The 23,774-nt window shown below is 72.0% G+C and carries 21 protein-coding genes; 7 read left to right on the top strand and 14 right to left on the bottom strand.

The annotated features are described in order from the left end of the window. The 6 genes from ACTZWW_RS12720 to ACTZWW_RS12695 all read right to left on the bottom strand — a co-directional run. Positions 1-708, bottom strand: a 708-nt coding sequence (locus ACTZWW_RS12720) for a carbohydrate kinase family protein (RefSeq protein ID WP_444781326.1), incomplete at its 3' end; no start/stop codon positions are given. Beyond that, entirely contained in the window at positions 705-1,814 is a 1,110-nt protein-coding gene (locus ACTZWW_RS12715; protein WP_444781325.1) for an ABC transporter ATP-binding protein, read from the bottom strand. The genes ACTZWW_RS12720 and ACTZWW_RS12715, both read right to left, overlap by 4 nt. Position 1,815: 1 nt before the next feature. Next, positions 1,816-3,333 carry an argininosuccinate lyase gene (gene argH / locus ACTZWW_RS12710; protein WP_444781324.1) on the bottom strand — a complete coding sequence of 506 codons (1,518 nt, stop codon included), beginning with the start codon at positions 3,331-3,333 and terminating at the stop codon, positions 1,816-1,818. After that, positions 3,330-4,187: a carbohydrate ABC transporter permease gene (locus tag ACTZWW_RS12705; protein ID WP_444781323.1), complete on the bottom strand. Its 858-nt coding sequence runs from the start codon at positions 4,185-4,187 to the stop codon at positions 3,330-3,332. Before ACTZWW_RS12705 ends, argH begins: the two co-directional genes overlap by 4 nt. Continuing rightward, on the bottom strand, positions 4,184-5,056 hold the full coding sequence (locus tag ACTZWW_RS12700; RefSeq protein WP_444781329.1) for a carbohydrate ABC transporter permease: 873 nt from the start codon (positions 5,054-5,056) through the stop codon (positions 4,184-4,186). The genes ACTZWW_RS12705 and ACTZWW_RS12700 overlap by 4 nt, the downstream gene beginning before the upstream one ends. 145 nt (positions 5,057-5,201) lie before the next feature. Next, positions 5,202-6,452, bottom strand: coding sequence for an extracellular solute-binding protein (locus tag ACTZWW_RS12695; RefSeq protein ID WP_444781322.1), 1,251 nt, complete (start codon positions 6,450-6,452; stop codon positions 5,202-5,204). Between the two features lie 180 nt (positions 6,453-6,632). Between ACTZWW_RS12695 and ACTZWW_RS12690 the strand changes: the two genes are divergently transcribed. The 4 genes from ACTZWW_RS12690 to ACTZWW_RS12675 are packed head-to-tail and all read left to right on the top strand — an operon-like array spanning position 6,633 to position 12,292. Then, entirely contained in the window at positions 6,633-7,925 is a 1,293-nt protein-coding gene (locus ACTZWW_RS12690; protein WP_444781321.1) for an ROK family protein, read from the top strand. Further along, complete coding sequence (locus tag ACTZWW_RS12685) at positions 7,922-10,336, top strand: PIG-L family deacetylase (protein WP_444781320.1); 2,415 nt, start codon at positions 7,922-7,924, stop codon at positions 10,334-10,336. Before ACTZWW_RS12690 ends, ACTZWW_RS12685 begins: the two co-directional genes overlap by 4 nt. 4 nt (positions 10,337-10,340) lie before the next feature. Next, the gene (locus tag ACTZWW_RS12680; RefSeq protein WP_444781319.1) at positions 10,341-11,267 is read left to right on the top strand and encodes a DMT family transporter; all 927 of its coding nucleotides are present in this window, start codon (positions 10,341-10,343) and stop codon (positions 11,265-11,267) included. Next, entirely contained in the window at positions 11,255-12,292 is a 1,038-nt protein-coding gene (locus ACTZWW_RS12675) for an SIS domain-containing protein (protein WP_444781318.1), read from the top strand. The genes ACTZWW_RS12680 and ACTZWW_RS12675 overlap by 13 nt, the downstream gene beginning before the upstream one ends. A 22-nt stretch (positions 12,293-12,314) precedes the next feature. On the opposite strand, the gene ACTZWW_RS12670 is transcribed toward ACTZWW_RS12675, so the two are convergent. From ACTZWW_RS12670 to ACTZWW_RS12640, 7 genes are read right to left on the bottom strand one after another with little or no spacing between them, the layout of a single operon-like run. After that, positions 12,315-12,866, bottom strand: a complete 552-nt coding sequence (locus tag ACTZWW_RS12670; protein ID WP_444781317.1) for an NADPH-dependent FMN reductase — start codon at positions 12,864-12,866, stop codon at positions 12,315-12,317. 12 nt (positions 12,867-12,878) lie between these two features. Beyond that, entirely contained in the window at positions 12,879-14,192 is a 1,314-nt protein-coding gene (locus ACTZWW_RS12665; RefSeq protein ID WP_444781316.1) for a TRAP transporter large permease, read from the bottom strand. Further along, positions 14,189-14,719, bottom strand: coding sequence for a TRAP transporter small permease subunit (locus tag ACTZWW_RS12660; RefSeq protein WP_444781315.1), 531 nt, complete (start codon positions 14,717-14,719; stop codon positions 14,189-14,191). Before ACTZWW_RS12660 ends, ACTZWW_RS12665 begins: the two co-directional genes overlap by 4 nt. Before the next feature lie 19 nt (positions 14,720-14,738). Beyond that, positions 14,739-15,821, bottom strand: a complete 1,083-nt coding sequence (locus tag ACTZWW_RS12655) for a C4-dicarboxylate TRAP transporter substrate-binding protein (protein WP_444781314.1) — start codon at positions 15,819-15,821, stop codon at positions 14,739-14,741. Between the two features lie 25 nt (positions 15,822-15,846). Further along, positions 15,847-16,251 (bottom strand): YciI family protein, encoded by a 405-nt coding sequence (locus ACTZWW_RS12650; RefSeq protein WP_444781313.1) that lies wholly within the window; start codon positions 16,249-16,251, stop codon positions 15,847-15,849. A 16-nt stretch (positions 16,252-16,267) separates the two neighbouring features. Continuing rightward, positions 16,268-17,425, bottom strand: coding sequence for a CaiB/BaiF CoA transferase family protein (locus ACTZWW_RS12645; protein ID WP_444781312.1), 1,158 nt, complete (start codon positions 17,423-17,425; stop codon positions 16,268-16,270). Next, on the bottom strand, positions 17,425-18,234 hold the full coding sequence (locus ACTZWW_RS12640; RefSeq protein WP_444781311.1) for a citryl-CoA lyase: 810 nt from the start codon (positions 18,232-18,234) through the stop codon (positions 17,425-17,427). The genes ACTZWW_RS12645 and ACTZWW_RS12640 overlap by 1 nt, the downstream gene beginning before the upstream one ends. A 144-nt stretch (positions 18,235-18,378) precedes the next feature. Here ACTZWW_RS12640 and ACTZWW_RS12635 point away from each other — a divergent pair, with 144 nt between their 5' ends. The 3 genes from ACTZWW_RS12635 (at position 18,379) to ACTZWW_RS12625 (ending at position 21,701) form a co-directional block, all read left to right on the top strand. Beyond that, entirely contained in the window at positions 18,379-19,242 is an 864-nt protein-coding gene (locus ACTZWW_RS12635) for a dioxygenase family protein (protein WP_444781310.1), read from the top strand. A 5-nt stretch (positions 19,243-19,247) separates the two neighbouring features. Continuing rightward, positions 19,248-20,069, top strand: a complete 822-nt coding sequence (locus tag ACTZWW_RS12630) for an IclR family transcriptional regulator domain-containing protein (protein ID WP_444781309.1) — start codon at positions 19,248-19,250, stop codon at positions 20,067-20,069. Between the two features lie 93 nt (positions 20,070-20,162). Then, positions 20,163-21,701, top strand: a complete 1,539-nt coding sequence (locus tag ACTZWW_RS12625; protein WP_444781308.1) for an amidohydrolase family protein — start codon at positions 20,163-20,165, stop codon at positions 21,699-21,701. Between the two features lie 74 nt (positions 21,702-21,775). Here ACTZWW_RS12625 and ACTZWW_RS12620 read toward each other — a convergent pair whose 3' ends face one another. Next, positions 21,776-23,437: a methyl-accepting chemotaxis protein gene (locus ACTZWW_RS12620; protein WP_444781307.1), complete on the bottom strand. Its 1,662-nt coding sequence runs from the start codon at positions 23,435-23,437 to the stop codon at positions 21,776-21,778. Positions 23,438-23,774 lie beyond the last annotated feature (337 nt).

Raw genomic sequence — 23,774 nt, 5'->3', positions numbered from 1 at the left:
CACGTCGCCCGCGGCGAGCAGCGCGCCGTCGGCGCCCGCCTTGAGCGCCACGACGGGAAAGCGCGCCGCGAGCGCCTCCAGCGCGGCCTCGGCGCGCGCCTCGCCGGTGATCGCGAGCGCCTCCTCGAGATTCGGCAGGAACACGTCGACACCCTCGCAGGCCTCGATCAGGCCGCCGGAGCGGATCAGCGCGTCGTCCCAGCTCGGGTCGAGCGAGACGGTGAGCCCGTGGTCGCGGGCGCGGGCGACGAGGTCGGGGATCTCGGCGAGCGTGGCGTACTCCGCGATGTGCAGGTGCACGGCCTCGCCCCAGGCGAGCGCTCGCTCCAGCGTCGCGGGGCGGGCGCGGCCGGCGCGGCGGGTGAGGAAGGCGCGCTCGTCGCGCGTGGCGACGGCGACGGTCACCTGCGGGCCGGCCTCCGCCGCCCGGTCGAGGAACCGCAGGTCGGCGCCGCTCGCGCCGAGCTCGTCGTCGAGCCCCGCGGAGAGCCGGTCGAGCCCGAGCCGCGCCACGAGAGCGGTCGGCCGCCCGAGCGCCGCGAGGTGCGCGGCGGCGATGTAGGCGCCCCCGCCCGCGACGATGGCGAGATCGCGGGCGTAGACCTCGCGGCCCAGCGCCGGGAATGCGTCGAGATCCGTGAAGACGAGATCGCAGTAGATCCGCCCCACGCTGAGGACCGCGCCGGTCCGTCGGTCGCGCTCGATCATGGATGCTCCGAGGCGCTTTCGGGGGCGCGGCCCAGCGCCCGCTCGGTCGCGGCGTCGAAGAGGTGGAGCGCGCGCGGGCGCGCGACCGCGGTGGCCGAAGCTCCGACGGGCGGCGCCGTGCGGTCGGCCGCGAGCGCGATCACCGGGCCGCCGGCGGTGTCGAGGTGGACGTGGGTCTCCGGCCCGAGCGGCTCGACGGCAGTGATCGTGCCCGCGATCGCGAGTGCGCCGGGATCGACGGCGGCGCCCGCGGCGATGCAGACGAGATCCTGCGGTCGCACCCCGACGAGCAGGCGCGCGACGCCCGCCGCCGGCGCCGGCGCGCGGATCGGCGCCACGGCGCCTTCGACGGCGAGCCCGTCCGGCCCGTTCGCAGCCGGCAGCAGGTTCATCGCCGGCGTGCCGATGAAGCGCGCGGTGAAGACGTCGGCGGGCGCATCGTAGAGATCGCTCGGCGTGCCGATCTGCAGGATGCGGCCGTCCCGCATGACGACGATTCGGTCGGCCATCGTCATCGCCTCGACCTGGTCGTGGGTGACGTAGACGGTGGTCGCGCCGATGCGCTGGTGGAGCCGCTTGATCTCGATGCGCATCTGGTTGCGCAGCTGCGCGTCGAGGTTCGAGAGCGGCTCGTCGAAGAGGAAGGCGGAGGGGTTGCGCACCATGGCGCGGCCGATGGCGACGCGCTGGCGCTGGCCGCCCGAGAGCGCCGCGGGCCGCCGCCCGAGCAGGTCCTCGAGCCCGAGGATGCGCGCCGCCTCGTCGACCCGCGCCGCCTTCTTCTCCTTGGGCAGGCCCGACGTGTAGAGGCCGAAGGCGATGTTCTCGCGCACGGTCAGGTGCGGGTAGATGGCGTAGTTCTGGAAGACCATCGCCACGTTGCGGCGCTTGGGCTCGTGGTGGTTCACCACGACGCCCCCGATCCGGAGCGTGCCGGCGGAGACGTCCTCCAGCCCCGCGATCATGCGCAGCGTCGTCGACTTGCCGCAGCCCGACGGCCCGACGAGGGCGACGAACTCGCCGTCGGCGATCGAGAGGTCGAGGCCGTGGACGACGGTCGCCGACCCGAAGCGCTTGACGATGTTCTCGAGCTCGATCGTCGCCATCTCACCTCACCTCCATCAGGGCCGCGAAGGCCTGCGCGCGTTCCGCCGCCGCCTCCCGCTCGCGCGCCGCGCGCGCCGCCGCCCGCGCGGCGAGGCCGTCGGAGGCGGCACGGTAGGCGGAAAGCGCCTCCTGCATCGGGGCAGACGCCGGCCCGCCGAACCGGTCGCGCACGGCGACGAAGTGCTCCGGCGAGACGATCCTCGCGAACGCCGCCGCGTCGAGCGCCGTGTCGCGTCCCGTCGCATGGCGGAAGGCCTCGGCGAAGGGCGTGTAGCCGTTCGCGCCGAGATCGCCGCCGGCGGCCACCACCGCCTTCGCCGTCGCCGCCGCGATCTCGTGCGCCTCGCGGAAGGAGAGCCCCTCGCGGCGCACCAGCGTGTCGGCGAGCTCGGTGATGGTGATGCACGAGCGCGCGATGTTGGTCGCGACCCGCGCGGGATCGATGCTCACCTGCGCCACGAGGGTGGCCAGCAGGTCGAGTGCGCGCTCGGCGACCGCGAAGGCCTGGTAGCCCATCTCCTGGGTCTCGCCCTCGGAATCGTTCATGTCGGTGAAAGGCGTGTTGTGCATCACGTCGCGCATCGCCCGCGCGCGCCCGACCACCTGGCTCGCCAGATGGCGCAGGTGCTCGATCGGCACGGGGTTGCGCTTCTGCGGCATGATCGAGGAGATCTGCACCAGCGCGTTGGGCACGTAGAGCTGCCCGACCTCGAAGCTCGACCAGACCTGGAAGTCCTGGATCGGCCGGCCCAGATGCAGGAAGAGCAGCTCGAGCGCGCAGAACGTCGCCGTCTGGTAGTCCACGGCGGCGATGCAGGAATAGGAGTTCCTGAGCGGCGCGGCGAACCCGAGGAGGCGCGCCATGCGCGCGCGGTCGACGGGGAAGCCCGACGTCGTGATCGCGGCGGCGCCCATCGGGCACAGGTCGACGACGCTGCGCGCGTCCTCGAGCCGCGCGAGGTCCCTCAGGAGCACCTCGATCATCGCGGCGAGATAGTGCCCGAAGGTCGTGGGCTGCGCCGGCTGGCCGTGGGTATAGGCGACGATGATGGTCGCGCGCTCGCGGTCCGCCGTCTCGATCAGCGCGTCGAGCAACGTGCGCGCGCGGGCGAGGATCGCATCGAGGCGCGCCTTGAGAGCGAGCTTGAAGAGCGTGTGGTCGATGTCGTTGCGCGAGCGCGCGGTGTGGAGCCGCCCGCCGAGATCGGCGCCGACGCGCGCCTTGAGCTCGCGCTCGACGAGGAAGAAATAGTCCTCCACCTCGCCCGTGTAGACGAGGGTCGCGGGATCGATCTCGCGTTCGATCGCGGCGAGCGCGCGGGCGATGGCGCCGGCCTCCTCGCGCGTCAGGATGCCGGTCTCGGCGAGCATGACGCAATGGGCGGCGTCGATGGCGCGGAAGCCCTCGACGTGGGAGGTCTTCGCCGCGTCGAAGAGCGGGGCCAGCACGGTGCGGGCATAGACCGGATCGGGGAAGACGGATCGGTCTCGCGCCTGTGGTGTGGAGATCCCGCTCATCCCTTGAGCCCCGCCAGCATGACGCCGCGCACGATGTAGCGCTGGAGCGCGACGAAGACGAGGAGCGTCGGGATGGTGGCGAGCGCGGCGCCCGTCATGATCATCTCCCATTGGATCGACTGCTCGACGGCGAAGCTCGAGAGCCCGACGGGGAGCGTGTAGAGGTCGCGGCTCGTCACCGAGATCAGCGGCCAGAAGAAGGCGGTCCAGTTGCCGAGGAAGGTGAAGATCGCGAGCGCCGAGAGGGCGGGGGTGACGAGCGGCATCGCGACCTTCCACCAGATCTGGAACTCGTTGAGCCCGTCGATGCGCGCCGCCTCCAGGAAGTCGTCGGGCACGCCCTCGAAGAACTGCTTCATCAGGAAGGTGCCGAAGGCCGTCATCATGCCCGGGAACATGATGCCCCAGTAGGTGTCGAGCCAGCCGAGCTGGCTCGCCATCAGGTACCAGGGGATGACGAGCATCTCGGTGGGGATCATCAGGGTCGAGAGGATCGCGATGAAGACGATCATCCGGCCGCGGAAGCGGAACTTGGCGAGCGTGTAGCCGACGAGGCTGTCGAAGAACAGGTTCGACAGGGTCACCGCGACGGCGACGAGCGTCGAGTTGAGGAACCAGCGCAGGAAGCGTCCGTCGGAGAGGACCTCGACGTAGTTCGCCAGCGTCGGGTTCGCCGGGATGAGCCGCAGGTCGTAGACCTGGCCCGCCGTCTTCAGCGAGGTCGAGAACATGAACAGCAGCGGCGTCACCATGATCACGCCGCCGATGAACAGCAGCGTCCAGGCGACGATGCGGCCCGGGCGCAGGGGGCGCGGGCCCGCCGGTGCGTCGAGGAGGTCGGTCTTCGCCGTCATGTCCTCTCCCTCAGGATCCAGAGCTGCAGGAGCGAGACCACGAGGAGGATCGTGAAGAGCACCACGGTCTGCGCCGCGGCATAGCCCATCTCGTAGGAGGAGAAGGCGCTCTGGTAGATCAGCAGCACGAGCGGCTTCGTCGAGCCGAGAGGGCCGCCGGGATCGTTCGTGGTCATGTTGTAGACCTGGTCGAAGATCCGCAGGAAGCCGATCGAGGAGAGCACGACGAGGAACACCGTCGTCGGCTTGAGCAGCGGCAGCGTGATCTTGCGCAGGATGGCGAATTCGCCGAGCCCGTCGATGCGCGCGGCCTCGTAGTAGGTCGAGGGAATGGCGCGCAGGCCCGCCATGAAGATGATGATCTGGAAGCCGAGCCCGGCCCAGATCGCGGTCACCATGATCGCCGGCAGCGCCTGCTCGGTGGAGCGCAGGAAGGGCTGGGCGGGGATGCCGAAGCTGCCTAGGAAGCCGTTGATCGCGCCGATGGGCGGAGGCTGATAGAACCAGCGCCAGACCCACGCCATGGCCGCAGCCGTCGTCAGGAAGGGCAGGAAGTAGAGCGCCCGGATGAGCCCGTGCATGAAGCGCACGCGGTCCAGGTAATAGGCGATGACGAACGCGACGACGATGCTCGTCGGTGTGCCGATCAGCAGGTAGGCGAAGGTGTTGTTGAACACCTGCCAGAAGTGCGGGTCCGCGACGAGGCGCGCATAGTTGTCGAACCCGATGAAGCGGGCGGGCCGCAGCAGGTTCCAGTCCGTCAGCGACAGCCAGAAGGCGTCGAGCGTCGGGTAGAAGCGGATGCCGGCGTAGAACAGGATCGGCAGGGCGAGGAAGCCCCACGCCCAGACGACCTGCTTCTGGCTCATCGAGAGCCGATGCCAGCCCCGGGGCGGCGCCTCGGGAAGGGCACCGGGGCCGGCGGGAGCCGAGGAGAGGGAGGGCGACGCCGTGGCGGCGCCGGGATCGCTCGTTCGCGCCATCGTCGCTCTCCCTCCTCCGTGTCGCGGCGGCTCAGTTGCGCGCGTCGATCAGCGCCTGCTCGTCCGACGCAGCCTGATCGAGCGCGCCCGCCGGGGACTGGCCCTGGAGCAGGATGCGGTTCGTGGCGTCGATGATGAGCTGGCGCTGCGCCGCCTCGTCCACGAACAGCGTGGTGTGGGCGTAGTCGAGCCCGCGCAGGAACGGCCCGTAGATCGGGTCGGCGAGGTTCGTCTCGGTGAGGGCCACCTCGCGGCGGGCCGGGAGCTCGCCCACCGTCTCGAGCCAGATCTCCATCGCCTCGGGGGAGGAGATGTAGGCGAGGAACTTCTCGGCCGCCTCGAGCTCCTCGCCCTCGGCGGATGCGCCGATGCCGTTGGCGAAGTAGCTCGAGTAGTTCGAGCGCGTGCCGTCCGGTCCGGCGGGCAGCTCGGCGACGCCCCACTCGAAGGTCTCGATCGAGCGGAAGGCGCCGAGCCGGAAGGTGCCGTCGATCGTCATGGCGGCGAGGCCCGCGCGGAAGGCGGCCTGGCCCTCGTCCATGAAGCCGGCGGCACCCACGCCCTTCTCGAGCTGGAGGTTCGTGTACCACTCGAGCGCCGCCTGCCCGGCCTCACCGTCGTAGGTCACGGTGCGGTAGTCGTCGGTGTAGGGCGCGCCGCCGAACTGGCGCACGAGCACCTCGCGCCACCAATGGTGATCCTGCCCGGCCATGTCGAGCGTGGTGCCCGCCGAGATCATGTTGCCGGCGCCGTCGCGCTTCGTCGTCGCCTCGGCGGCGGCGACCCACTCGTCGAGCGTCTGCGGCGGGCTCTCCGGATCGAGGCCGGCCTCCTCGAAGAGGTTCTTGTTGTAGAACAGGGCGAGCGAGCGCACCGCGGTGGGCAGGCCGTAGTATTCGCCGTCGCGCTTCATGGCGGTGACGATCGGGAAGAACGCCTCCTCGATCTCGGCGTGCGGGAAGGCCTCCTGCGAGAGCGGCTGGAGGATGCCGCCGTCGACGAAGTTGTCGGTCCAGCCGTAGAACAGCTGCACCACGTCGGGGCCGCGCCCCGCGGCGTGGGCCGCGACGACGCGGGTCTGGTAGTCGGCGTAGGGGAAGGTGACGTGCTCGACCGTGATGCCGGGGTTGGCGGCCTCGAAATTCTCGATGAGCTGGTCCATCGCCTTGACGCGCGCATCGAACACGTACTGCCAGTACTCGATCTCGACCGCCTGGGCCGCATTGGCGGCGAAGAGGCCGACGCCGGCGAGGAGGCCGGCCTTCAGAAGGGTGGTGCGCATCTCGTCCTCCACGTGGACCGGCTTCGGCCGCACGGGCCCGCCGGGCTTTTCCCTCGTTCCGAGCGCGGCCGCGGGCCCGCTCGTCTCACAGGATCACAAGCCGGCTCGGCTCCTGTCAATAAAATAATCCACTTGAGTTATTGGATAGCGTGACGGATGCTGCGGGCGAGGAGCGTCGCGATGAGAGGCAGGCCGCAGGGCGGGAACCGGGTGGCGATCGGCAGCAATCCCGAGCGCAACCGCAGCCACAATCGCCGGGTCGTGCTCGACGTCGTGCGCGTGCACGGGCCGGTCGGCCGCACCCGCATCGCCGAGCTCGCGCGGCTGACGCCGCAGGCGGTGGCGAACATCGTCGAGGAGCTGGTCGCCGAGCGCTTCCTCGTCGAGGCCGGGCGCCTGCGCCGCGGCCGCGGCCAGCCGCCGATCCAGTTCGCGGTGAACCCGGACGGCCCGGTGACGATCGGCGTCGAGATCGCCGCCGACCACGTCACCACCGTGGCCCTCGACCTCGCCGGCGGCCTGCGTGGGCAGCGGGTGACGCCGCTCGCCGACACCATTCCCGATGTCGTGCTACCGCTCGTCGCGGCCGAGATCGCGGCGCTCGAGGCGACGCTCGCGGGTGCCGACGGGGCGGGCGAGAGCGCGATCCTGGGCGTGGGCGTGGTGATGCCTGGTCCCTTCGAGATCGAGGGCATGTCCTCGGTGGGGCCCACCACGCTGTCCGGCTGGGACGGGATCACGCCGGCGAAGGCGCTCGCGGAGGCGATCGGGCGCGTCGTCGTCGTCGAGAACGACGCGACCGCGGCCGCGGTGGGCGAGCGGCTGTTCGGCGCGGGCCGGCACCTGCAGACGTTCTGCCAGCTCTATTTCGGCGCCGGCCTCGGGCTCGGCATCATGCACGAAGGACGGCCCTACCGCGGCGCCTTCGGCAACGCCGGCGAGATCGGCCACGCGGTCGTGGCGCCGGGCGGGCGGCCCTGCCAGTGCGGGCAGCGCGGCTGCCTCGAGCAGTACGCCTCGCTCCAGGCCCTGCGCGAGCGCCTCGCCGCGGCGGGGATCGCCGCGCCCGATCCGGCGGCGCTGGCGCGGCTCCACGCCGCCGGCGACCCGACGCTCGCCGCCTGGATCGCCGAGGCGGCGGCGCATCTCGCGCCGATGATCGCCACGCTGGAGAACATCCTCGACCCCGAGACGATCGTCGTCGGCGGCGCGCTGCCCGACGCCCTCACCGATGCGCTCATCGCCGCGCTCGATCCGCTGCCGGTGTCGGTGGCGAGCCGGCGGGCTCGGGCGCTGCCGCGGGTCGTGCGCGGCCAGACCGGGCGGCTGACCGCTGCGCTCGGCGCCGCCTCGCTGCCGGTCTTCGACACGCTCACGCCCAAGCTCGATACCGCCAGCGCCGGCGCGCCCGTCGCCGCGCGCACGCCGCCTCCGCTCACGCCCCCACCGGAAGAAGGCCGCCTCCAGCCATGACGAGCGCATACGAACCGGACGCCCGCGAGCGCCTCGCGCGCGACCGCGCCGATCCCGCGATCCTGCGCCTGCACCGCCGCCTGTCGCGGCTCGGCTCGGTCGCGTCGCTGATGAACACCGGCGCGCATCCCGACGACGAGCAGTCCGGGCTCCTCGCCTTCCTGCGCTACGGGCTCGGCATGCGCATCGCCGTCGCCTGCTCGACCCGCGGCGAGGGCGGGCAGAACGCGCTCGGGCCCGAGCGCGTCGGCGCGCTCGCCGTGCTGCGCACCCGCGAGATGGAGGAGGCAGCCCGCGCGCTCGACGCCGATGTCCTCTGGCTCGGCCACGGGCCGGGCGACCCGGTCCACGATTTCGGCTTCTCCAAGAACGGCGAGGACACGCTCGCGCGCTGGGGCGAGGAGCGGATCGTCGAGCGGCTGGTGCGCGCGTATCGACAGTGGCGCCCCGACATCGTGCTGCCCACATTCCTCGATGTGCCGGGCCAGCACGGCCACCACCGTGCCATGACCCGCGCGGCGCTCGCCGCGATCCCGCTCGCCGCGGACGGCGACGCCTATCCGGAGCACGTGCTCGAGGGGCTCGCCCCCTGGCGCGTCGGGAAGGCCTATCTCCCCGCCTGGTCGGGCGGCGGGGACACCTACGACGACGAGACGCCCCCGCCCGAGGCGACGCTCGCGATCGCCATCCCCGGTCGCGAGCCGATCAGCGGCGCGGACTACGACCGGATCGGGGAATACTCCCGCTTCTACCATGCGAGCCAGGGCATGGGCGCCTGGCGCGAGACTCCCCGGCGCGCCTTCGCGCTCCACCTCGTCGACGGTCCCGGCGGCCGGGGCGGGCGCGAGACGCATCTCCTCCAGGGCCTGCCGGCGACGCTCGCCGACCTCGCCCCGCTCGCCGGATCGGACGCCGCCGCCCGCGACCTCGTCGCGGCTCAATACGCGGTGGACGCGGCGCGCGCCGCCTTCCCGCACCGCGGGCGGATCGGCGAGGCGCTCGCCGCGGCGGCGGATGCGCTCGACCGCGCGGGAGCCGCGGCGGACGCCGGGTTCGTCGCGCTCCACGGCCACCGCCTCGCCCGTACCGCCGATGCGCTCGACGCCGCCCTCGTCGAGGCCAGCGGCCTCGACGTCCGCGCGCAGGCCCGACCGACGCGCCTCGCGCCGGGGGAGGGCGGGACGCTCCACGTGCGCATCGCCGAGCGCGGTGCGGCCGCCGAGCCGTCGGTCACGGTGGAGACGCCGCCGGGCCTCGACGCCGTTCGCCACGACGAGGCCGCCGACGACGTCGTTCGCTTCGCGCTCGCGGCCGCGGCCGACGCGCCGCTCTCGCCGCTGTATCCGCCCGCCTGGGACGCCCTCGGCGGCAACGGCCCGCTCGTCCCCATCGTCGAGGCGACGATCGGCGGGCGCCTCGTGCGGGTGCGGCTCGATCTCGATGCGCCCTTCGCGATCGCGCCCGGCGCCTCCGTAGCGCTCTCGCCGGACGCCGTCGTCGCGCCGCTCGGCGACCCGCGCCGGGCCTGGACGCTCTCCGCCGAGGGCCCAGAGATCGCGCTCGACGCGCCCGACGGGTTTCGCGTGTCCGGCGGGGAGGGGCGCTGGCGCGTCGAGGCGACGGGCGCGCTCGCGCCGGGCCTCCACGTCTTCCCCGCCCGCGGCGAGGCCGGCCCCGCCTGGCGCGTGATCCCGATCCGCTACCCGCACGTCGGCGCGACGGCCTATCGTGAGCCGGCTCAGTTCCGGCTGCTCGCCGTCGACCTGACGCTCCCCGAAGGTGCCCGGGTCGGCTATGTCGGCGGCGGCGCGGACCGTGTCGGCACCTGGCTCGAGCGCATGGGGCTCGACGTCGTCGCGCTCTCGGCGGCGGACCTCGCGGGCGATCTCGCGCGGTTCACGACGATCGTGGTCGGTATCTTCGCCTTCGGGCTGCGTCCGGACCTCGCGGCCGCGACGGCGCGGCTGCATGCGTTCGTGGAGCGCGGCGGGCATCTCGTGACGCTCTATCATCGCCCGAGCGACGGCTGGGACCCGGCGGCGACCCCGCCGCGCCGGCTCGCCATCGGTTCGCCCTCGCTGCGCTGGCGGGTGACGAACCCGGCGGCGCCGGTCACGGTGCTCGCCCCCGAGCACCCGCTGCTCGCCGGCCCCAACCGCATCGGCGAGGCCGACTGGGAGGGCTGGGACAAGGAGCGCGGGCTCTACTTCGCCGCCGAGCGCGACGACGCCTACGAGCCGCTGCTGGCCATGAGCGATCCCGGCGAGGCGCCGCTCGACGGCGCGCTCGTGTCGGCGCGGATCGGGCGCGGGCGGCACACCCACACGAGCCTCGTCCTGCACCACCAGCTCGACCGGCTCGTGCCCGGCGCCTTTCGGCTGATGGCGAACCTCGTCCAGCCGGCGGCGTGACGCCATGCCTGACTCGAAGCCGGAACCGATCCCGAGCCTCGCGCGGGAGGACGCGGACGACACCCGCGCGGGCATCGCCTGGCTCCTCGCCGACATGACGCTCGTGTCCGTCATGGCGGCGATCGTCAAGGCGCAGGGCGTGACCTACCCGGCGGTGCAGCTCGTCTTCCTGCGCGCGGTGATCGGGCTCCTCGCCATCGCGCCGCTGGTCTGGCGGCACCGGGCCGAGGTGATCGGGACGCGTCGGGCGGGGCGGCACGTGCTGCGTGTCGCCTGCAACGCGATCGCGCTCACCGGCAACTTCGCGGCGCTCGCCGCGCTGCCGCTCGCGCTCGTCACCGCGATCGGCTTCACCCGCCCGCTGGTGGCGATGGCGCTGTCCGTGGCGCTGCTCGGCGAGCGGGTCGCGCGCACGCGCTGGCTCCACGCGGCGGCCGCGCTGGCGGCTGTCCTCGTCATGGTCGCGCCGAGCGGGGCCGTGTGGAACGTCGGGCTCCTCGCGGCCGCGGCTTCCGTCCTGTTCGGATCGCTCGCGGCGGTGCAGACGCGGGCGCTGCGTGCCGAGAGCCCGACCGTCATGATGGTGTTCTACACGCTCGGCCTCGCCGTGCTCACCGCCCCCTTCGCGGCGTTCTCCTGGGTCGCGGTCGCGGCCGACGACGTCCCTGCGATCCTGTGCGCGGGGCTGCTGGCGCAGGCGGGGCAATATTGCTTCCTGCGCGCCTACCGCGCCGCACCGGCGAGCGTGCTCGCGCCCGTCGGCTATCTCTCGATCGTCTTCGCCGCCGCGACGGGCTTCGTCGTCTTCGGCGAGCGGCCGAGCTGGACCATGGTCGCGGGCGCGGCGTTGATCGTCGTCATCCTGCACCGCGACGCCCGCGCCGCCCGTCTCGGGGCGAGATCCGAGGAGGGTACGCGATGGAAAGCCTGATGCTGCGCGAGACGAAGGAGGCGGCCGCCGTCGTCGCCCGCGCGCTCGCCGCCGAGCGCGATACGCTGGCGCGGCTCGGCCGGCGCATCGCCGTCCGGCCGCCGCCGGTGATCACCACGGCGGCGCGGGGCTCCTCGGACAACGCGGCCGGCGTCTTCGAGTACCTGTGCGAGATCGCGCTCGGCATCCCCGTCGCCTCGATCGGCCCCTCGGTGGCGTCCGCCTACGGGGCGCGGCTGCGGCTCGAGGGGGCCTTGCACGTCTCGGTGTCGCAATCGGGCGCGAGCCCGGACATCCTGGCGCTGCAGGAGGCCGCGCGCGCCGGCGGCGCGCTGACGGTGGCGCTCGTCAACGAGACCGCCTCCCCGCTCGCCGCCGCCGCCGACGTGGTGATCCCGCTCCACGCGGGGCCGGAGCGCAGCGTCGCCGCCACCAAGACCTGCCTCGCCTCGGCCGCGCTCCTCGCCGCGCTCGTCGCCGAGGCGGCGGACGACGCCGGCCTGCGCGCGGGCCTCGACGCCCTGCCCGACGCGCTCGCGGAAGCGGTGGCCGGCGAAACGAGCGAGGGCGACGCGGCCGCCCTCGTCGACGCGCTCGCGGATGCGCGATCGCTCTTCGTCGTAGGCCGCGGGCCGGGCTTCGCGGTGGCTCGGGAGGCGGCGCTCAAGGCCAAGGAGACGGCGGCGCTCCACGCGGAGGCGCTCTCCCTCGCCGAGGTCCAGCACGGCCCCCGCCAGATCGTCGGCGAGGGTTTTCCCGTCCTCGCCTTCGTGCCGGACGACGCCGCCCGCGAGACGAGCCTCGCGACGCTGGATGCCCTCGCCGCGCAGGGTGGCCGCCCGCTGGTGATCGGGACCGGCCGCCTGCCCTTCGCCGGGCTCCGCACCGCGACGACCGGCACGCCGCTGCTCGATCCGCTGCTCGGACTCGCCGCCTTCTACCGCGTGATCGAGGCCGTCGCCCGTCGGCGCGGGCACGATCCGGACGCGCCGGCGCACCTGAGCAAGGTGACGCGCACCCGCTGACGGCGCGCGGGGCTCCGGCGGTTCAGCCCCGCGGGGCGGGGCCGCCGCTGGATCGCGACCCGCGGCGGAAGCGCTCGAGCGCCCCGAGCGCGAAGGCGAGCGTCGCTTCGTCCGAGAAGACGCCGTCCGTCACCTTCGCGTTGGTGTGGGGCACGACGATCTCCTGGTGGGGGAAGACCTCGGCGAGCATGCCGTCGAGCACGTACTTGAGATGCGCCTGCGCCCGCACGCCCCCCAGCGCGCCGCCCGAGACGGATGCAACGAGGACGGGCTTGCCGGCGAAGACCGAGCGGTAGGACGGGCGCGAGGCCCAGTCGATGGCGTTCTTGAGCACGCCGGGGATGGAATAATTGTACTCCGGCGTGACGATCACGAGCCCGTCGGCGGTGCGGATCGCCTCGATCAGCCCCGCGACCGGCGCCCCGCCGTCGATGTCCGCATCGTAGTGCGGCAGCGCCCGGATGTCGGCGCGCGCCCGCTCGACGCCCTCCGGGAGCCGCGCGAACAGGGCCTCCAGGAAGGCGGTGGAGGAAGAGGCGCGCCGGAGGCTGCCGGAGAGGCCGAGGAGACGCATGGGGGGTCGATCTCACAGGTAGGCGAGCCAGGTGGCGATCGCGGGGAAGGCGATGAGGACGCCGAGGGTCAGGACCATCGCGACGACGAAGGGCAGCGCGCCGCGGAAGATATCGCCCACGCTCAGGTCCGGATCGTTCATGGCGGACTTGATCGTGTAGACCGACAGCCCGAAGGGCGGGGTGAGGAGGCCGATCTCGACGGCGACGACGGTCAGCACGCCGAACCAGACGAGGTCGAACCCCGCCGCCTGCACGACCGGCAGCGCGATCGGCAGGAGGATGAGCATGATCGAGATCGAATCGATGATGCAGCCGAGCAGGATCACCACGAGGAGGAAGACGATCAGGAACCCGTAAGGCCCGAGCGGCCCCGACAGCAGCACGTCGGCGAGCGCCGCCGGCAGGCCCGACATCGCCAGCATGCGGCTGAAGAAGGTCGCCGCCATGATCAGGAACAGCACCGCGACGGTGATCTGCCCGGTCTCGACGAGGAGCCGCCAGAAACCGCTCGGGCTGAGCGAGCGGCGCGCGAGCGCGATCACGAGCGCGCCGAGCGCGCCCACGGCGCCGGCCTCTGTGGGGTTGAGGAAGCCGCCGTAGAGGCCGCCGAGCACGAGGACGACGAGGACGACGATCGGCACGCTCTTGGCGACGATCCGCCCGGCGCCGAGGCGCTCGTCGGTGGCGGTGTCGGCGCCGCCGGAGAAGACGAAGCCCGGTCGGAAGGTGGCGAGCAGGAAGATCGTCACGGAGAACACGCCCGCGAGCAGCAGGCCCGGCAGGATGCCGGCGAGGAACATGCGCCCGACCGATTCCTCCGCGAGCACCGCGTAGACGATCATCAACAGAGACGGCGGGATCAGCATGCCGAGCACGGACGAGCCCGCGACGACGCCGGTGGCGAAGGTCTTGGTATAGCCGTGGCGGGTCATCTCCGGCACGGCGACGCGGCTGAAGACCGAGGCCGAGGCGATCGACACGCCGGTGATCGCCGCGAACACGGCGTTGGCGAACACGGTCGCCACGCCGAGCCCCGCGCGCAGGCGCCGCAGCGCCTGCTGGAAGACGTCGAACGTGTCCTTGCCGACGCCCGAGATCGTGACGAGCAGCCCCATCAGCACGAACAGCGGCACGACGGCGAAGAGGTACTCGCGCAGCGCGTCGTTGGCGACGGCGCCCGCCATGCGCAGCGCCACGCCCTCGTTGCGGATCGCGGCGACGCCGGCGAAGGAGACGAGCAGCATGCCGACCCCGATCGGCATGCCGATCCAGATCAGCCCGATCAGCGCCACGATGGCGGCGGTCCCGATCTCGACCCCGCTCATGACGCGCTCTCCTCGCGCGGCGCCGCGACGGCGCGCAGCGCCTCCACGACCTGGATGGCGAACTGGATCGCCGAGACGGCGAGGCCGAGGACGATCAGCACCCGGAACGGCCAGGTGGGCGCCGTCATCACGCCGGTGACACCGATGAACTGCCCCGAGCGCAGGTCGCGCTCCAGGATGGAGATCGTCGACCAGGCGAGCGCGGCGAGCGCCGCCGCGCCGACGAGGTCGAACGCGGCGGACAGCGCCGCGCCGAGCCGCGGCCGGCTCGCCCTGAGCGCGCCGAACACGAGCTCGGTGCGGGCCAGCCGGTCGTGGCGGATCGCCGCCGCGAGCTGGAGGTAGACGATCATCACCAGCGTCAGCGCGCCGAGCTCGGAGACGAGCGGGAGCGAGGCCCCGAGCAGGTTGCGCGCGACGACGTCGCTGCAGATGATGATCATCAGGACGCCGATGAGGAGCGTCCCCACCGCGGCGAGCCCGTCCACGAGCGCGTTCCAGGCGCGCCGTGTCGCGTGCATGGTCATGAGCGCCCGCCGTCCGCGCTCACTCGACCCGGTCCCAGTCGCGCGCCGGCGTCTCGCCACGCGCGCGCAGGCCCTCCATGTAGGCCGTGAGGAACGCGCGGCCCGGAAGCCCGCGCGCCTCGGCGGCCTGCGCCCACTCGCCGGCGAGGTCGGGCAGCGCCTCGACCCAGCGCTGGCGCTCGGCCGGGTCCATCGGCGTCAGCGTGACCGGCGGGTCCTGCGTCGCGCCGATCTCGACCATGCGCTGGAGCGCGACCTCGTGGCGCTCCATCAGGTCCTGCGCATGCGCCTTCGAGTAGAAGTCCCCGGCCTCGAGCAGCGCCTGCTGCACGGGCTCGGGCAGGCCGTCCCAGGTGTCGCGGTTGATGGCGAGGCCGCCGGAGAACACGACGCCCATGTCGACGCGGGTGATGTAGGGCGCCACCTCGTAGAGCTTCGCGGGCAGGACGCCCATGGCGAGCGAGAGCACGCCGTCGGAGACGCCGGTCTGGATGTCCGTGTAGAACGTCGTCAGCGCGCCGTCGACGGCGTTGGCGCCCGTTCCGCGCAGCCAGGTGCCGAGCACGCCCGGCGCGGAAATCTTCATGCCCTGGAGGTCGTCCAGGCTGTCGATCGGCTGCTTGGTGTAGAGGTCGTAGCTGTCGGCGCCGGTCGCGCCGAGGAAGACGAGGTTGTACTGCTCCCACTCGTTGCGGAACTCCGGAACGGACTCGTAGAGCTCCATCATCGTCTCGAGCTGGACGGGCACGTCGTTCGTCGAGAACGGCGTGTAGCCGGTCACCTGGCTGAGCGGCATCTTGGCGCCCTCGAGGTAGGAGAACACCCAGCCGATGTCGGTGATGCCCTGCTCGACCGAGGTGAGCGTCGCGTTCGCCTTGTAGAGCGTGCCGCCGAAGGCCTCGTTCCAGGCGATCTCGTAGTCGCCCGCCTCGGCGAGGATGCGGTCGACCTCCGTCATGAAATGGGTCTGGATCATGCCGATCCAGGGGATCGTGGTCGGGTGGCTCGAGGCGACGGTCAGGTCGATCGTCTCCTGGGCCTGCGCCGCGAGCGGCGCGAGCATGGTCCCGGCGAGCGCCAGGCCGGCGATGGTCTTCCTCATTGGCGTGTCCTCCCTCTTTCGTTCTTCAGGTGAGCGTCAGCCGCCGGCTGGAGAGGTCCAGCCGGATGCCGAGCGAGCCTTCGTTGATCATCCAGGGCCGCACCGCGAAGCGGCGCGCGCCCGAGGCGTGCATGGGATCGCGCTCGGCGATGGCGATCGCGGCGGCGCGGCTCTCGGCGCGCAGGATCACGAGCCCCTCGCCCCGCCACTCCGTCTGGTCGTCGCTCCAGAGCGGACCGGCAGCGAAGAGCACGCCCTCGCGCTCCAGCGCGACCTGGAAGGCGAGATGCTCCTCCAGCCCGGCGAGGACGGGGCCGAGCCCGTTCGTCGGGATCGTCGTGACGGCGTAGAGCTGCATCTGCAGCATGGCCGCGCTCGCCGCCTTCACCTCGGCGACGGGGAGTGCGTCGGGGGCCTTCGTCTCGCTCATGGCACTCTCCTGGCGGTCAGGCCGTGCGTCGGCGCGCGACGGCCTCGGCGACCTCCGCGCGGATCTCGGCGCCGTGCTCGTCCAGCGTCGGCGGCGGGCGCACGTCGCGGTCGACGGCGCCGTCGAAGCCGTAGGGCGGGCGCACGGTGGTGAAGGTGCCCATCTGCGGATGCTCGGCGGTGACGGCGAGGGCGAGGTGCTTCGCCTGCGGGTCCTCCAGCGCCTCGTTCGAGTCGTAGGCGGGCGAATGCGGCACCTCGGCCGCGAGCAGCCGCGCGCACCAGTCGTCGCGGGTGGCGGTCTTGAAGACGGGTGTGAGGATCTCGATCAGCGCGTCCTGATGGCGGATGCGCTCGAGCCGCTCGGCGAAGCGAGGGTCCTCCGCGAGCGCCGTCTGGCCCGTGGCCTCGAGCAGGCCGTTCCAGAACTTGGTCGGCGAGGAGAGGTGGATCGCGACCCACTTCCCGTCCGCGCATTCGAACGTGTAGGACTGCGACACGACGGGGCGCGACAGCGGGCCCATGATCTCGCCCACGCTGAAATAGTGCGTGAAGCTGTCGAGGTTGAAGTGCGTCATCGCCTCGAGCATCGAGACGTCGAGCCGGCGTCCGACGCCCGTCCCGGCGCGCTCCACCAGCGCTGCCAGGATGCCGAGCGCGGCGTATTGCCCCGTGACGGCGTCGGCGATCGCCGGGCCGATGACCCGCGGGTTCGTCGGCGGGGTGACGAGCCGCAGATACCCGCTCGCGGCCTGGGCGACGGTGTCGTAGGCCGGGCGGTCGCGCGCCGGCCCGCTCGTGCCGAAGCCGGAGATGGCGCAGTAGACGAGGCGCGGGTTGAGCGCGCGCAGCTCCGCCTCGCCCGCACCCAGCTTCTCGGCGACGCCGGGGCGGAAGTTCTGGATGAAGACGTCGGCGCCGCGCACGAGCTCGTGGAAGACCGCGAGGTCGTCCGGGTTCTTGGTGTCGAGCGCGATCGAGCGCTTGTTCCTGTTGTAGGTCTGGTAGTGCGGCGAGTAGAGCCCGCCCTTGAAGGCGCGGAACGGGTCGCCCTCGCCGGGGCGCTCGACCTTGACGACGTCGGCGCCCAGGTCGCCGAGCTGCATCGCGGCGGCGGGCCCGGTGATGTAGGTCCCCATCTCGACGACGCGGATGTCGCGCAGGATCTTGACCATCAGGCGTCTCCCGATGCCGCGGCGCCCGCGGGCGCGCCGTCGTAGGAGATCGCCTGGTCCGCCGCGTGGGACATGATGAAGCCGATCGAGCGGCGGCTCTCCTCGAGGAGATGCGCGGCGAGCCCGCCGGCGCGCGCCAGGAGCGGCACCGCCTTCAGCGCTTCCACCGGCCAGCCGGCGTCGAGTATCACCGCGGGAATGGCGCCCGAGATGTTGATCGGCAGCGGCCGGTCCATGATGCCGGGCCCCACGCGACCGAGCGCCCGCAGCGCACCGACGTGCGGACCCGCGACGCCGAGCTCGTCGGCGATGGCGAGGAGCCGGTCCGCGCGCGGATCGCCGGCATTGTGCTGCGGATGACCGAGGCCGGGCACCTTGCGGCGCTTCGCCTTCAGCTCCTCGACGCTGGCGCGCGCGGCGGCCTCGATCGAGCCGGCCTGCTCGGCGGCCTCGACGATCTCGACGAGGTAGCGTCCGGCGACCTCCGAGGAGCCGGCGACGACGCTGCCCATGCCGAGCAGCCCCGCGGCCATGGCGCCCTGCCAGGCCTCCGGCGCGGCGGCGAGCGTCATCCGCGCCGCCTGCACGCTCGGTACCAGGCCGTGCTCGGCGATGGAGACGAGGCAGGCGTCGAGCATCGCCTTCTGCGCGGGGGTCGGCCGAGCGCCGGTGACGAGGAGCCAGAAGTAATCGGTGAAGTCGATGTGGCCGATCAGCTCGCCGCAGAGGTCGTGCCCGCGCACGGTGATGCTCGCCGCGTCCGACGTGGCGATGGCCGTGAAGGCCTGATCCTGTTTCCCGATCCGCATGCTGGCTCCACTTATTTTCGCTGAGCGAAAGTTTTTTCTCTTGTCGGAGATTATTGCGCGTTCTAGTCTCTGGTCAACCCGGAAAATCGCGGCAGGCTATGCTGCGCTGCGGGAGTGACGAACGCTCGGGAGCGGAGGAGACGGATGCGCGACGTCAATCAATACACGGTGACGGAGGCCGTGAAGGCTTCCTTCAAGGCTCCGGAGGGAACCCGCTTCAAGTTCCTGCTGGACACGTTCATCGAGCACCTGCACGACTACACGCGCGAGGTGAACCTCACCCAGGACGAGTGGATCGGGATCCTCAACTTCCTCTACGATTGCGGAAAGATCTCGACGCCCGAGCGCCACGAATTCATCCTGCTCTCGGACGTGCTCGGCTTTTCGGCGCTGGTCGACATGATCAACACACGCGGCGGCGCGACCGAGGGCTCGAACCTCGGGCCGTTCTACCTCGACGACGCACCGGAGCTGCGGCTCGGAGGCGATCTCGGCCGCGGGCGCGAGGGCGTGTGCGTGCTGGTCCACGGCAAGGTGCGCGACACGCTGGGCAATCCCCTGCCCGGCGCCGTCGTCGACACCTGGCAGGCGGATTCCTCGGGCACCTACCCGATCCAGGAGCAGGAGCGCGGCCAGGACAAGTACGACCTGCGCGGCAAGCTCACCGCCGACGAGAGCGGCGCGTACTACTACACGACCGTGCTCCCGAAGCCCTACACGGTGCCCTACGACGGCCCCGTCGGCCGGCTCCTGCGCGCCGGCGAGCGCCACGCCTGGCGCGCCGCGCACGTGCACTTCATCGTGCGCGCCGCGCGCATGCGCGCGATCACGACGGAAGTGTTCTTCGAGAACACGGAATATCTCGACAACGACGCCGTTTTCGGTGTGCGAAAATCCTTGATCGCCAAGGTCGAACCTGTCAGGAAGTCGGACGTGTTCGACTACGATCTCGAGCGCCGTCCGGACGCGAAGTTCGTCTTCGACTTCGTGCTCGCGCCGGAGGGCTGAGGGAGATGACCGCCCTGAGCGTCCCCGTCGACGAGGAGGAGAGGCCCTCGGAGTTCGTCGAGGCCCTCGCGCGCGGCCTCGCCGTGCTCGAGTGCTTCGACGGCACCCACCTCGAGATGACGCTCTCCGAGGTCGCCCAGCGCGTCGGCACCTCTCCGGCGGCGGCGCGGCGCAGCCTGATCACGCTGGCGGCGCTGGGTTACGTCGGGCAGTCGGGCAAGCGCTTCCACCTCACGCCGAAGGTCATGAGCCTGGGCTCCGCCTTCTACTTCTCGGCGCGCATGGACGAGATCCTGCTGCCGGAGCTGCGCCACGTGGTGGAGACGTTCGGGGACGCGTCGTCGGTCGCGACGCTCGACGGGCACGACGTCATCTACGTCGCACATTTTTCCGTGCAGCGGGCGCGCCGGGCGAGCGCGGTGGTGGGCGCGCGGTATCCCGCGCACGCGACGTCGCTCGGCCGCGTGCTGCTCGCCGCCCTGCCGGACCCGGAGCTCGACCGCTACTTCGAGACCGTGCGGCCGGTGCCGCTGACCTCGAAGACGGTGACGAACCGCGAGGAGCTGCGCCGCCTCGTCTACAAGGTGCGCGAGCTCGGCTACGCCACGACTGTGGATCAGCTCGACTACGGCATCACCGCGCTCGCGGTGCCGATCCGCCACGGCGGGGCGACGATCGCCGCGCTCAACTCGTCGGGCTACAGCGGCCTCGTGACGGCGGACCAGCTCGTCGCCGGGCGCCTGCCCGAGCTGCGCATGGCGGCCTCGCGGCTCGCCGAGGCGACCGCGCGCTTCCCCGTCCTCGCCTCCGTCCTGAAGGGACGCTGACCGTCCCAGCGCAGGCGATCCGCCCCGCGCACGGTCGTCATTCGTATTCGCTTACCGAAAAAATCTCCGCCAGCAGAAAGAGGAGACGCTGCCATGTGCAAGCTGTGCGAGGAGGCCGCCGCCCGCGCCGCCGCCGAGAGCGCCACCGAGACCTCCCCCGAGCCCGTCGGCGCGACGCGCCGCGACCTTCTCGTGACCACCGTCGCCGCCGGCGCCGGCATCGGCCTCGCCGGGACGCCCGCCGCCGCCCAGCCCGAGACCGACGGTCCGCCGGACGGCATGGGCGGTGCCGGACGCCGCGTGCTGATCAAGGGCGGGTACGTGCTCTCGATGGACCCTACCGTCGGCGACTTCGCGCCGGGCGACGTGCTCCTCGAGGGCGCGCGCATCGTCGCGGTCGGCCCGAGCCTCGAGGCCGCCGACGCCGCCGTGATCGACGCGTCGGGCATGATCGTGATGCCGGGCTTCATCGACACGCACCACCACCAGTTCGAGACGGCGCTGCGCAGCTTCCTCGCCGACGGCATCCTCGTCAACGACGCGCGACCGGCGAACGCCATCAACTACTACGACACGGTCCTGCAGACGTTCGCGCCGATATACCGGCCGCAGGACGTCTACATCAACGAGCTCTACGGCTCGCTCGCCCAGATCGACGCCGGCGTCACCACCGTCATGGACGTGAGCCAGATCCATCATTCGCCCGAGCATTCGGACGCCGCCATCGAGGCGCTGCGCGACGCCGGCCGGCGCGCCGTCTTCGGCTATTTCGAGGGCTGGGGCGAGCGCGCCCGCTACCCGCAGGACGCGCGGCGCATCAAGGAGCGCTGGTTCGCCTCGGACGACCAGCTCCTCAGCATGGTGATGGGCGGGGAGATCTACATCCCCGGCTGGGAGGCCGCCTGGGCGCTCGGGCGCGAGCTCGGCCTGCCGATCGCGCTGCACGTCGTGGGCACCTTCGGCATGCAGCCGACCTTCGACGAGCTCGGCGCGGCGGGCATGTTCGGCGACGACAACATCTTCATCCACATGACCGGCATGAGCGAGGCCGGCTGGCGCTGGGCGGCGGACGCGGGGGCGCACGTCTCCCTCTCCGTGCCGATCGAGATGCAGATGCGCCACGGCACACCGCCGACCCAGACCGCGCTCGATCTCGGCATGCAGCCCTCGCTCTCGACCGACGTCGAGTGCACGATGACGGCGGACATGTTCACCCAGATGCGCAGCGTCATGACGCTCCAGCGCATGTTCGCGAACGCCAAGGCGCTGGCGGGAGAGGACTACCCGACGCTCCTCACCTCCCGCGACGCGATCCGCTTCGCCACGATCGAGGGCGCGCGCGGCCTCAAGCTCGATGGGAAGACCGGCTCCCTCACCCCGGGCAAGGAGGCCGACATCGTGCTCCTCGACGCCCGCGCCATCAACGTCGCGCCGCTCAACCACGTGCCCGGCGCCGTGGTCACGCTGATGGAGCGCTCGAACGTCGACACGGTGCTGGTGGCGGGGGTGCCGCGCAAGTGGCGCGGGCGCCTCCTCGGCCACGACCTCGACCGGCTGCGCGGCGAGCTCGAGGCGAGCCGCGACTGGCTGTTCGAGACCGCGGGGGTGGAGCGCGACCTCTTCCGCGCCTGACGCCTCGCCCGCGCGGGAAAACGAGAGCGGGCCCGCGCGCCGTCGGCCGCGGGCCCGTTCCACGTGTCGGATCCTCACGCGGCGCGGATGCCGTCGAGGAAGCCGCGCAGCTCCTCGCGCAGCACGTTGGCGTCGCGCGAGAGCTGGTTCGCCGCCGAGAGGACCTGCGCCGAGGCGCTGCCGGTCTGGGCGGCGGCCTCGCGCACGTGGACGATCGTGCCGGTGACGTGCCCCGTGCCCTGCGCCGCCTCGCTGACGTTGCGGGCGATCTCGCCGGTCGCCGCCTGCTGCTCCTCGACGGCGGATGCCACGGCGGTGGCGATCTGGTTCATCTCGCCGATGATCGCGCCGATGCCCTCGATGGCGCCGACGGCGCGGCCGGTCGTGGTCTGGATCTGCGCGATCTGCTGGGTGATTTCGTCGGCCGCCTTGCCGGTCTGGTCGGCGAGCGACTTCACCTCCGCCGCGACGACCGCGAAGCCCTTGCCGGCCTCGCCGGCGCGCGCCGCCTCGATGGTCGCGTTCAGCGCGAGCAGGTTGGTCTGGCCGGCGATCTCGCTGATCATGCCGATGACGTCGCCGATCCGCCGGGCGGCGTCGGAAAGCTCCTGCACGAGCGCGTTGGTGCGCCGCGCCTCCTCGACGGCGCTCGCGGACCTCGCCGCCGACTGCGACACCTGCCCGCCGATCTCGCCCGCGGAGGCCGCGAGCTCCTCGGTGGCGGAGGCGACCGCCTGGACGTTGGCGGAGGTCTGCTCGGCCGCCGAGGCGACGGCGGAGGACTGCTCGTTCGTGGTCTTCGCGGTGGCCGACATCGACCGCGCAGTCGCCTCCATCTCGGTCGCGGCGTCCGACAGGGAAAGCACGAGCCCGCCGAGCTTCGCCTCGAAGGCGTCGGCCATGGCGCGGCTCGCCCGGCGCTTCTCCTCCGCCGCCTGGGCGTCGCGCTCGCGCGCGGCCTCCTCCATGGCGCGATTCTCGGCGAGCGCGTCGCGGAAGACGCCGAGCGCGCCCGCCATGGCACCGATCTCGTCGCCACGCCCGCGGCCGGGAATGTCGGCCGAGAGGTCGCCGCCGGCAATGGCGCGCATCGCCTCGGTCATGCCCGAGATCGGCCGGGCGATGGCGCGCCCGAGCAGGATCGCGATCGCGATGCCCACGAGGATGGCGATCGACGTTACCACGATGGCCAGCATCTCGGCGGCGTACAGCCCCGCCTCGATCTGCGGCCCGATGCGCTCGCGGATCTCGTCGAGCGCGGCGTCCGCCTGCGCCATCGGCGGTATGGCGGCACGGCCGAGATCGCGCAGCCGCGCGTAGGCCTCCGTCTCGCCCGGGGGCGCATCGCGCACGCTCTCGAAGTGCGCCTGATAGGCGACGAGGCCGGCCTCGAGGCCCTGGATCAGCCCGCTCAGCTCGTCGGTCTCGACGATCGCCTGGGCGCGCCGGTAGGCCTCGCGCGCCGCCGCGAAGTGCTCGTCGACGAGCGCGACGTGCGCGGCGTCCCCGGTGAGCAGGAAGCTCTCGGCGGAGACGCGCGAGGCGTGCATCTCCTCCTGCATCTCCGCGATGCTCGCCGACACGCGCGAGACCTCGGCGTAGGTGTGGAAGTCGCTCCCGGCCTCGAAGAGCGCCCAGGTGGTCTTCGCGGCGACGCCGCCGAGCGCGACGAGCACGAGCGCGAAGGCGCCCGCGATCTTCGCGCGCAGGGAGAGGTTGGGGAGGAACCCGAGCATGCTGGTCTCCGAAGGAAGGGGGAGCAAACGCTGGTGGGAGCGGGCGTGGCCCGCGGATCCAAGATGCGTGGCAGAGCGCTCACGGCGGCCTTTTCGTGTACGCGAGCGCACTTTCTGCCGGAGGGGAATATGCTGGGCGATTAGTTTATTGGGTCTTAATTCCAGAATATTTCTCTGCACCTTATTTATTCTCGAAAGTATATGTTTAACCTTAAAGAGTGTGAAGTGAATATGTACGTCCCTAGATAGCCGTAGACGAGTACGCGTGTCTGCATAGCCGGTCTAATTCGCTCTGCGAAACAGTGGGGTGTCGATCCGGCCCGCGAATCAGCTGACC

This window comes from Salinarimonas sp. NSM, assembly GCF_052380005.1.
Classification (GTDB): domain Bacteria; phylum Pseudomonadota; class Alphaproteobacteria; order Rhizobiales; family Beijerinckiaceae; genus Salinarimonas.
This window is presented reverse-complemented; position numbering and strand designations above follow the sequence as displayed.